General features: G+C 38.3%; 12 protein-coding genes. 3 read left to right on the top strand and 9 right to left on the bottom strand.

Annotation, left to right across the window (positions count from 1 at the left end; translation table 11 throughout):
* From O3C63_08420 to O3C63_08400, 5 genes are all read right to left on the bottom strand, one after another.
* Positions 1-474, bottom strand: a 474-nt coding sequence (locus O3C63_08420; protein ID MDA0772952.1) for a hypothetical protein, incomplete at its 3' end; no start/stop codon positions are given.
* 149 nt (positions 475-623) lie between these two features.
* Positions 624-974 carry a hypothetical protein gene (locus O3C63_08415; GenBank protein MDA0772951.1) on the bottom strand — a complete coding sequence of 117 codons (351 nt, stop codon included), beginning with the start codon at positions 972-974 and terminating at the stop codon, positions 624-626.
* Positions 975-1,217: 243 nt separating this feature from the next.
* On the bottom strand, positions 1,218-1,439 hold the full coding sequence (locus O3C63_08410; GenBank protein MDA0772950.1) for a hypothetical protein: 222 nt from the start codon (positions 1,437-1,439) through the stop codon (positions 1,218-1,220).
* A gap of 54 nt (positions 1,440-1,493) precedes the next feature.
* Positions 1,494-2,453 (bottom strand): L-threonylcarbamoyladenylate synthase, encoded by a 960-nt coding sequence (locus tag O3C63_08405; protein MDA0772949.1) that lies wholly within the window; start codon positions 2,451-2,453, stop codon positions 1,494-1,496.
* A 533-nt stretch (positions 2,454-2,986) separates the two neighbouring features.
* Positions 2,987-3,802 (bottom strand): enoyl-ACP reductase, encoded by an 816-nt coding sequence (locus tag O3C63_08400; GenBank protein ID MDA0772948.1) that lies wholly within the window; start codon positions 3,800-3,802, stop codon positions 2,987-2,989.
* A 107-nt stretch (positions 3,803-3,909) separates the two neighbouring features.
* Between O3C63_08400 and O3C63_08395 the strand changes: the two genes are divergently transcribed.
* Positions 3,910-4,890: a phosphatidylglycerol lysyltransferase domain-containing protein gene (locus tag O3C63_08395; protein ID MDA0772947.1), complete on the top strand. Its 981-nt coding sequence runs from the start codon at positions 3,910-3,912 to the stop codon at positions 4,888-4,890.
* 19 nt (positions 4,891-4,909) lie between these two features.
* On the opposite strand, the gene O3C63_08390 is transcribed toward O3C63_08395, so the two are convergent.
* The 3 genes from O3C63_08390 to O3C63_08380 are packed head-to-tail and all read right to left on the bottom strand — an operon-like array spanning position 4,910 to position 6,757.
* On the bottom strand, positions 4,910-5,242 hold the full coding sequence (locus O3C63_08390) for an arsenate reductase (glutaredoxin) (protein MDA0772946.1): 333 nt from the start codon (positions 5,240-5,242) through the stop codon (positions 4,910-4,912).
* 14 nt (positions 5,243-5,256) lie between these two features.
* A complete protein-coding gene (locus O3C63_08385) occupies positions 5,257-5,991 on the bottom strand; it encodes a hypothetical protein (protein ID MDA0772945.1) in 735 nt (244 codons plus the stop codon).
* Positions 5,992-6,046: 55 nt separating this feature from the next.
* Positions 6,047-6,757 carry a hypothetical protein gene (locus tag O3C63_08380; protein MDA0772944.1) on the bottom strand — a complete coding sequence of 237 codons (711 nt, stop codon included), beginning with the start codon at positions 6,755-6,757 and terminating at the stop codon, positions 6,047-6,049.
* Positions 6,758-6,774: 17 nt separating this feature from the next.
* Between O3C63_08380 and O3C63_08375 the strand changes: the two genes are divergently transcribed.
* On the top strand, positions 6,775-7,662 hold the full coding sequence (locus O3C63_08375; GenBank protein MDA0772943.1) for a lipoyl synthase: 888 nt from the start codon (positions 6,775-6,777) through the stop codon (positions 7,660-7,662).
* A 14-nt stretch (positions 7,663-7,676) separates the two neighbouring features.
* Here O3C63_08375 and O3C63_08370 read toward each other — a convergent pair whose 3' ends face one another.
* A complete protein-coding gene (locus O3C63_08370; protein ID MDA0772942.1) occupies positions 7,677-8,615 on the bottom strand; it encodes a hypothetical protein in 939 nt (312 codons plus the stop codon).
* Between the two features lie 104 nt (positions 8,616-8,719).
* Between O3C63_08370 and O3C63_08365 the strand changes: the two genes are divergently transcribed.
* A complete protein-coding gene (locus O3C63_08365) occupies positions 8,720-9,451 on the top strand; it encodes a hypothetical protein (protein ID MDA0772941.1) in 732 nt (243 codons plus the stop codon).
* Positions 9,452-9,584: the final 133 nt, after the last annotated feature.

Here is a 9,584-nt window from a genome sequence, read left to right as displayed (position 1 = left end):
ACTACCAGGTGAAGCAGTTCCAATTCCCACACTACCACCATTATCTATATATAAAGTATTTGAATCAAAATTAAGATCTGCACTATTAGTATCCATGTCAATTGTTGTACTAGCATCCAAAGTCATTGCATCTTTAAACTCTGAAAAATCAAGTGAGTCAGCCACGATAGAACTTGCAAGCAAACTCATATTATTCACCAGAAAAACACTACTACCATTTTGATAATAAAGATCACCATTGTTGTTATAAAGCTTACCGTAACCAACAGTATTAGACGGCGCAGCAGCTTGATCCTTGAGTGCAAAGTTGCCATTGAGAGTCAAGGCTTCAGGTACGGTCATAGTATGAATACCAAAACTTTGGGAAGGTGGCACATAATCAAGACCAGCTCCATCATCATAGGAAGCCTTAGCTATCTGGCCAAAGCCATATAACAAAAATAAGAAAAAGCTTATAAGGATTGCTTTTTTCATAAGTCATATCAGGCTAGAAACTCTAGCCGTACTCTTATAATTTGCCACTTATATAAAAGCTAAAATATAGACTAAATGCCTAAATATAAAACAAAAAGACTAGTCAAAATGATCTAGTCATATAATTAGAATGCTGGTTTGGCAGCGAATTAAGGCAGTGTTACAACAACTACTGCAATTAACTTGGCAGCTTTGGTAACTACTTCAGTGCTGTTATCAGAGTTGGTTTGAGTCCATGGACTAACTTTGGCATTAATTGTAAATTTGAGTTCTTTAGTCTCACTATCGTACTTAACTACTTTAAAGCTACCAGTTGCTTCACTATCATTGTTAGTTGCAGCGCCTGTCGTAGAACTATTGAAGCCATTGATCTTGATCTTGGTTCCTAAGAAAAGCACATTAGCTGTTCCGTCTTGAACGCTATCACCTGTAGCTGAAACATCAAGTCTGTCACCTTTTTCTAGAGTATCAATTAAATCAGATACCAGAGGTTCCGCCAACTGTAATTTGAACTTTGTCGCCAACTGTCGTTGCAAGTATTGAAGCACCTGACTTACCACTAACACTATTAAATTTGATTGAACCAAATTTAACAACTCCTTTGTCTTTTGCAAGAACAGGAGAAGTGAATAATGTAAGGGCTAATAAACTATAAAATATTTTTTTTCATAAGAGAATATTTTAGCATTTTTGAAACCATTTTTGTCAGATTTAAAAAAGCAACAAAAATTTCTTGAATTACTTCATTCATTAGACTTGTTTTGAAAGTCGGAATTATCTCCAAAGGCAACACGCGCATTCAGCGCGGTTGCTACCTTTTTTAAAGCGACCTGTACATCGAAACTTCGTTTCGAAACAGGTCTAATGTTGGCTTTTGAACAACGATCCAAATCCTCTCTATCATTAGGATTTAAGCCTTCGAACTTAACCAATTTTGTTAGCTCTTGTATTGCTTGGTAAAACATTCTAGTATAATTTGCTACATATTATAATATTATATAAACGTAATGTGATAAGTGTCATTCGGAGTAATGATGCGCATTGACTGCTCTTGATAACCTATCATTGATTGATCTGCCGATGCCAGTTTGAGGGATGTTCATGACGGAGATACCGCTAACGCCAGCTTCTTCAAGCTCATGGATCATTTTAAATAAATTGGTTGCAGCTTCTTCTAAATTTGCTCTTTCACTTAAGTTCTTTACTAGCTTGAAATCATGTTTTAGTTTGCTGATATCACCAAAGGCAAGTAATGCCTCTCCTTCTTTGTGGGTCTCTAAACCAAAGCGAATTGGGCAAGTTGGGGAGTAATGCTTCAATAGCATCCCGGGCGATTTGATAGATTCATCATTGCCAGGTATTTTCACTTCTGGAACTATAGTCAGTAAGTCTTCGACTGTAATTGCACCATAGCGGAGGACTGTTAGTTCTTCTTCTGAAACCTCAACTACTGTTGATTCAATTCCTACCTCGCATCTCCCGCCATCTAAAATATAATCAAGCTTGGTGCCAAACATCTTAACTACATTTGCTGCTGATATGGGACTCAATCTACCAGAAGGATTTGCGCTTGGCGCAACGATAGGGGCTTGTATTGCATTAAGAACTTCTAAACAGATTTTGTGATTTGGAATCCTCACTGCTGCTGTTTTTAAGCCAGCACTGGCAAGCTCACTAATTCTTGAACCAGATTTTCTATTAAGTACTAGGGTCAAAGGTCCTGGAGAAATGTTGAAATACGAGAGTTGTGCAAGTGTATTAACCTCGACATCTTTTTTGATTTCTTCGATATTTGCATAATGACTAATTAGAGGGTTGATTGATGGTCTATTCTTTATTGAATAAATTTGGCGAATCGCTGTTTCAGATGAAGCTAGTCCCGCAAGTCCATAAACCGTTTCGGTGGGAAGAGCCATTATTTTCTCAGCAAGAAGTATCTCTACTATTGTCTTTAAATCTTGGGGTACTTTCAGTATCATATTCTTCACTTCGTTTTAGCGTGTGCCTATGATTATATCTAGCTATGATCAGTTCTTGTGCTATTAGTTTCATGGTCTTTCAGATATACATACTTTGCATTAAACTTTGCTCTAGATTGCTTTTGAACAGGTTGCTTGTTTCAAAAGTTGGTAACTGACTTTGATTAATAGTGGAGCGTGTTATACACCAAGCCCAACTTTACTAAATATTATATATTTAGTTTCGAATATTCAAGAATATAAGGACCGTCTTTGTTAGAGTTAAGAAAATTTAAAGCTGAAATATTTAAAGCCCTTGCACATCCTGCTCGCATTTAGATCATTGATGCTCTTAGAGATGGTGAACATAGTGTCGGCGAATTATCTAGTATTCTTGGCGCGCAAAGTTCTAGTGTTTCTCAACAACTCTCAATATTGAGAAGTCGCAATTTAGTGAATACTCGTAAAGAAGGCAATGTAGTTTTTTACTCAATTATAGATCCTGTTATTTTAAATCTGCTTGATATTTGTAATTGCTTACGATATGGCGATAACTATCCCATTATTGAGTAACCACAATCTACGTGCAGTACTTCACCGGTAATGCCGTTACTCATTGAACTTGCAAGGAAAGTAGCAGTTGCACCAATATCTTCAACACTGACATTGCGTTTCAGTGGAGCAATCTCTGCGTGCTTGTTAAGCATAGTGGTAAAGTCTGCGATGCCTCTTGCCGCCAGTGTTTTAACCGGACCTGCTGAGATTGCGTTGACTCTAATATTGTCTACTCCAAGGTCTCCAGCAAGGTAACGAACACCAGCTTCTAGAGCTGCTTTGGCGATACCCATCATGTTGTAGTTTTTGATTACTTTCTCGGCTCCAAGATAGCTTAGTGAAATGATCGAGCCTCCACCAGCTTTTTGCATTAGTGGTCTTGCCTTGCGTGCCATTGCAGCCAGTGAATAGCTAGAAATGTCTTGAGCCAATGCATAGTGTTCGCGTAAAGTGTCAACGTAGCCACCTTGCAGGGTTTCACGAGGTGCAAATGCAAGGCAATGAACCATAGCATCTAGTTTGCCATCAAACTCTTTGTCGATAATTGCAAAAGCAGAATCTAGACTTGCGTCGCTTCCGACGTCTAGCTCAACGAGTGTGGCATTGTCGATACTGCCTTCAAGGACCTTCTCTACTTCGCCTTTGAGTCTTTCGCTTTGATAGCTAAAAATGATTTGTGCGCCAGCTTGATGCATCGCTTGAGCGATTCCCCAAGCAATACTGCGTTTATTGGCTAATCCTGAGATTAGGACCTTTTTGCCCTTGAGAATAGGGGGTATTTCAATTGTTACAGACTCTTCTACAGCGTTATTCATAAGGCCAATATTAGCATATTCTTATAAAATTCCTTATGAAAAGCCATCCTTTTGACCTATTGAGCCTTCAGTTTTTGTCTCTAATTGCCGATATATAGACTACTGCTATGCAACTAGATCATAAAAATTACTTAAATACATCAGTCACAGATCTTTTGGGCTTATTAGGTCTTAAAAAGAACAACGTTGATAAACAAAAAGCAACAGGGCTTGTTGAGAAGTTTGGTAGATGGAGTTTAGATTATTACAAACTTTGGGATGATAAGTCATTCTATTTTGCGGAAGGTTTAAATGCTTTTTTGGCATATTCCAATTTTGCAAATATCTCTATGGTTTTGGGCGATCCAGTTGGAGCGATTGATGACCTTGCTCCATTAGTAAATAGTTTTAAAAACTATTGTCAAGAACAAAACCTTAAGCCATGTTTTTTTCAAACCTCACCACAGTTAGCAGAGACATATCAAAGCTTAGGTTTTTCGAATGTCAAACTTGGTAACGAATCTATTATTGATGTATCAAGTTTCAATATTGCTAGTGAGAAGAACAAGAGTCTGAGAGCCGGATTGAGGTTGTTGGATTCGTTGCGTTACAAAGTGCGCTATTATAAAAATCCCTGCAGTAAAGAATTTTTGGGCGAGTTGAAACAAGTCTCCAAGGCTTGGTTGCTTAATGGTGAAGAGGAGAAGAGCTTTGCGCTTGGTTCCTATGATCCTGATTATATTAAATCCACGACGGTGATGACTGTCGAAAACTTTGCAGGTAACGTAGTTGCTTTTGTGAATTTGGTTTCAAGTGGTCAGCCTGGGGAATTGAATATTGATTTGATTAGACTATCTCCTGAACTGTCTTCTGAGATTCTGGAGTTTTTGTTTGTGCACACTATTTTGTTTTTTAAAGAGCTTGGTTATAAACGAATCAATTTAGGGATGATTCCAAGTTTAATTGTAGATACCCATGATGATCAAGGTGCTTTAGTACTCAAGACTTTGATGCAGAAAATGAGTTTTCTTTTTGTGCAACCTAGTTTAATTGACATCAAAAAAAGTTTTGCTGATAAACTAAGACCGAGATATTTTTATTTTTTGTAAAGGGTCGTTGGCATTAGTCCTATAATTGCTCAAACCAACCATCATCCCTAGCTATCACGGCTCTGCCATCTTTGATAACTACAGGTCTTTGCATGATATTGGGATACTTAGCAATGGCTTTGACCAAGTCGTCTGTTTTTGTATTCACGCCCGAATCTTTAGCTTCTTTGTTGCGAACTAGATCTTGTTTATTAAACTTGGCAATTGCTAGTAGTTCTTGAAGTTCTTTCTCTGAAAGCGGGTCATCTAGATACTCTCTAACTTCCATATCATGCCCTTCCTCTTTTAGTAACTTGAGAGCATTACGAGATTTGCCGCAACGTTGATTGTGTAATATTGTGAATTTTGCCATGAAGCTATTTGTTACTATCTAAAAGTATCGTATGAATCCCAGTCACCAACGAAGTCACCTTCTAGACTGATACTTTTTGCTGTAAATGGACTGCACCAACCGTATCTGATACCGTCAACGAATCCTGTAATAATTCCTGAAAGAACACCAGGTATTGTACCAACTACGAATCCAATTGTCTTAGAAACGAATTGAGCTGGCAGACTTTCCCCAAGGTTTTCTTGCATACTGTCTGAAACTACAACACCTTTAGTGATTGCACCTCTAAGACCACCTGCTACTAATCCAACTGGAGCACCAACGATTACGCCAAGAGGGCTTTTGATTGGATGTGATTCACAAGTGTCTTTGCTTTTGACTACTGCTTGCTTTTTAGCATTGGTAGCAGTTTCAGTAGTTGTTGTGGTTGTTTCTTCTTTAAGGCTTGTTATTCTTTCTGATAATAATTTTGTATTCTCTGCTTTCAGTGTGTTAAGTTCACCGTTGAGTCTGTCATTGTTCATTGCCAAACTTTTCATTTTGGCAGCAAGGTCAGCTATCTTTTTATCAAGATCTTTAGCTCTGATTTCTAGACTGTATTTGTCACTGTTACATTCATCAAGTTTGACTCTGTAAGCGTCTAGTTCTTCGCGCTGTTCGGAGTCAACTTCTATAAGTTCCCCTGTAACCACACCCGCTTTAGCGATACTTGGAAAAAAGATTACAAAAACAAAAACTGAAACTAAAATCTTTCTACGAAAATTCTTCATTCAAGAGAAAAATAGCACGTGTTTGCGACTATGCGCAAGAAAGGTAAGATAATCGCTACCAATAGAGGTAATAAATTCCATCATCAGCCAAAATAGCATGTCCTTGCAAGCTAATTCTTTGATCTTCTTCAGTCGGCTCTTCCATTGGAGCAATTTGATGATAGCGAAGTCCAGAGTGAATGACGATGTCGCCTTCTTGGAATTGATGATACTGAGACTCTGCTGCACTAAGCTTGGCTTCCCTGGCTAGTGGATCTAATTCTAGTAAGTCTTGATGACTATAGTCCCAAACTGACATACCACCACCATTGGCTGGTAGTTTGATATAGGCTGTAAAGCTCCAAGAGTCTTCAGGTTTGTATTTCAAGTCGCCCCAATCAAGATCTCTATATTGCAAATCAACATGTCTGGAAGCAACAGGGATTTCAAAAAGTTCGTCACCAAGGAAGATATGAAAGCCAGGCAGAGCTTGCTTTGGATGGTATTTTATTTCTTTACCGAGTTCTATTTCTAACCAGTCTTGGATTTTAGTATAGAGCCAAGCAAATTCCGATTCTAATATAGGATTGAATTTTTTTGCCCATTGATAGTAACGACTTTGGTCTTCACGTGCATCCATATAACTAGCTGCACCCAAGGAAAAAAATGGATATTCAAAATAGCCACCGCGATTAATCCAGTACTCTTTGAGTTTGTGTACTGAGTCACAGACCCGGAGTTTTTCTTTTTCAGAAAAAATATTTTTTACTGTAAATCCAGGCTTCATTCCTCTATAATTATTCCATGCTTGAAGCCAAAGCAAACCCTTTTAAGATCAATAAAGATGACTTGCCCAAGTTGCCTAAGTGGTTGCGCAACCACAAGCCAAAGTATCATTTTGACAACTTAATCAAAAAAATGCCACTTGATGGCATGACTACTGTTTGCCAGGAAGCCAAGTGCCCTAATCGGGGTGAATGTATTAGTCGCGGGATTGTCACCGTGATGATCTTAGGCTCGCAATGTACACGCGCTTGTACTTTTTGTGCTGTTGAACGCAAGCCGCCAGAGCCCGTTGATCCTGGCGAAGCCAAAAAGATGCTCGATATGGTTAATTATATGGGAGCCAAGTATCTGGTCATCACTGCACCAACTCGCGATGATTTATTTGATGGTGGTGCGGCGCATTTTAGGCAAGTAGTTGCTTATGTCCGTGAGCATAGACCAGACGTGCAATTGGAGTTGTTGATTCCAGATTTTCAAAATCAAGATTTTGCGTTTGATGAGATTATTGCTGCGGCACCAGACATGCTTTGTTTTGATATTCAAACAGTGAAGAAGGCTTACTCATATGTGCGTCCAGGATTTAGTTATCAGAAGGCACTTGATTTGTTTTCGTACTTTCGCGACAAGTCTAATTTGAAACTCAAGAGCGGAATTATGGTTGGTCTTGGTGAAACCCGCGATGAAATGCTCGAACTATTTCAGGATCTTTATGATCATGGAGTACGCTACGCCACTGTCGGTCAGTATCTTCAACCGCCTGGCATGCCACTACCTGTTTTAGAGTATGTTGAACCTGAGACTTATCAGTGGTACGAAGAGCAGGCGCTCAAGATTGGGCTGTGGATTAAGGCTGGTCCTTTGGTGAGGTCTAGTTATATGGCGGATAGTCTTGCGGCGAATACTTGAGATAGTTTTACTATTTAGTCTTTAGTTTCTGTAACTGCATCCTGGTCAACACCTTTCATGAAATCATCTGTGTATAGAAGAAAATCATTAACTATTTTAAAAACGGATGCAGGTTGTATATCTAATTGTTTTGCAATTTCCCCATAAGTCTGACCTTCTTTTACAAGTTGCATCGTAGGATACCTTGACTTTCTTTTCTTCTTGTCTTTGCTAATACGCTGGGCTTCTTTCCAATCGATTGATTTAATTTTCTCTTGTTGCTCTTTTTTTAGATCCTTTATTGTTAATTTACTGTATTTGCAGTCTCGAGATTCTTTTTTTAGAACCATTATTCTAGCTTCAGATTTGGTGAGTGGTTTAATTTGGTCAGTGTCTTGAATGATATGATCATTTAATCCTTTTAAATAAGCTTCAATTTGTGACTTTAATTTACCTGTTTTTGTTTTCAATGAGTAATGTGTGAACTCTGTCCACTTCTTTTGGATTTGTTCTAATAAATTATTATCCACTTTTGCTAGTGCATTCAGAGTTTTTGAATGATCTTTAAATTCAATAGCTTCATTTTCCGTTTCATTATTTACAAAAATTACAGAGCTTGCAATTACTTTTTTGTCTCCGTTTTCCCCTCTTGTAGCATTACTAATTTCTTTGATGGTATTTTCAAGTTCTTCATTAGCTTTTCGGTCATATTGTTCTGGAGCTATAAATAAAAAAGCAAAGGGTCTATCTTTATCAACATGGCTATCTCTTAAGCTATCAACATAGGCGTTAAATTTATTACTTTCATTAACTGTTTCTATTTTGACTTCTAATCTACCGTCTAGTTGAATTGTTGCAAATAAATGATCACAAACCGCTTGGTATTTCTTTTGATATTGTTCGTCTTTTGCTTGGAGATATGTTCCAGCCTGAGCTACGACAAAAAGTTGTGGTTTATTATTAATCTCGCCCATGGTTGTTATTTATAGCACGTATGGGATTCGGATTTGGGCTGCAATACATATTTGATTTTGCGAAATCTAATAAGAATTAGCTAAAGTTATGTCAGAATTGACGAATGATGACTATCACAGAATGCTTGCAGCTTAATTACATGCAGCGCGACATTGAGCTATTTGAAATTTTTGACTTAAGTCAAAAAACTGAGCCTATATTATTTTTCTATACATGGGACAAGCCTGCAATCACACTTGGTAAAGCTCAAAGAGAGCGTGAGCAGATTATGGCTGAAGCCTCTGAGCTTGGCATTGATTGTTTTGTGCGACCGACTGGCGGCAAGGCAGTTTGCCATGGTGGTGATATTTGTTACACCTTTATTGGAGCGCAGTCTGACTCTGTCTATGGTGGTAGGTTGAGGGATTCTTTTAAGGCTGTTAATGAGATGGTGGTTGAGATGGTAAATGGAGTTTTATTCACTAGGTCTGATGTGAGCTTGTTCGAGAAGGTTCATCTGCAAGGCTTGCGAAGTTTGAATAAGGCTGAGTTGGCTGAGCCGCCAATGATGACTTGTTTAAGCGAGCGTAACGCAGCAGATGGGACTTCCCGGACAAGCTCAAATTGTTTTGAGCACCTGGTTTGCAATGAAGGATTGTTTCTTGACCACAAAATAGTAGGCGCTGCTCAAGCAATGGGCAAGCGTGCTTTTATTCAGCAAGGATCTATTCAATTGAATAAACCAGGCTTTGAGTTACAGTCTATGACCACTAACGTGACTTTGTCTGAATTGACAGGGCAGGATTATGATCTGCCAGATTTATGTAATGAGTTACTTTATTCCGCCCCAGTGTAACTACTCAGGTCTAAAGTAAAAGCTCAATAAATTGAGGCAAAGTCCTTTATAAGCGAGTCTTAAGAAGCTTATGCACAAAACAATTTATCCGAAAAATGCCTGGAGGCATTTCATAGCTTGAAAGTAAATTCTG

This window comes from Cyanobacteriota bacterium, assembly GCA_027618255.1.
GTDB lineage: Bacteria > Cyanobacteriota > Vampirovibrionia > LMEP-6097 > LMEP-6097 > JABHOV01.
This window is presented reverse-complemented; position numbering and strand designations above follow the sequence as displayed.

What these genes read in the sequence shown, in the direction of transcription:
- O3C63_08380 (MDA0772944.1), bottom strand. Translation starts at nt 6,757, where the DNA reads ATGAAGCCTGGATTTACAGTAAAAAATATTTTTTCTGAAAAAGAAAAA.
- O3C63_08365 (MDA0772941.1), top strand. Translation starts at nt 8,720, where the DNA reads ATGATGACTATCACAGAATGCTTGCAGCTTAATTACATGCAGCGCGAC.
- O3C63_08400 (MDA0772948.1), bottom strand. Translation starts at nt 3,802, where the DNA reads ATGAATAACGCTGTAGAAGAGTCTGTAACAATTGAAATACCCCCTATT.
- O3C63_08385 (MDA0772945.1), bottom strand. Translation starts at nt 5,991, where the DNA reads ATGAAGAATTTTCGTAGAAAGATTTTAGTTTCAGTTTTTGTTTTTGTA.
- O3C63_08405 (MDA0772949.1), bottom strand. Translation starts at nt 2,453, where the DNA reads ATGATACTGAAAGTACCCCAAGATTTAAAGACAATAGTAGAGATACTT.
- O3C63_08370 (MDA0772942.1), bottom strand. Translation starts at nt 8,615, where the DNA reads ATGGGCGAGATTAATAATAAACCACAACTTTTTGTCGTAGCTCAGGCT.
- O3C63_08395 (MDA0772947.1), top strand. Translation starts at nt 3,910, where the DNA reads ATGCAACTAGATCATAAAAATTACTTAAATACATCAGTCACAGATCTT.
- O3C63_08375 (MDA0772943.1), top strand. Translation starts at nt 6,775, where the DNA reads ATGCTTGAAGCCAAAGCAAACCCTTTTAAGATCAATAAAGATGACTTG.
- O3C63_08390 (MDA0772946.1), bottom strand. Translation starts at nt 5,242, where the DNA reads ATGGCAAAATTCACAATATTACACAATCAACGTTGCGGCAAATCTCGT.
- O3C63_08410 (MDA0772950.1), bottom strand. Translation starts at nt 1,439, where the DNA reads ATGTTTTACCAAGCAATACAAGAGCTAACAAAATTGGTTAAGTTCGAA.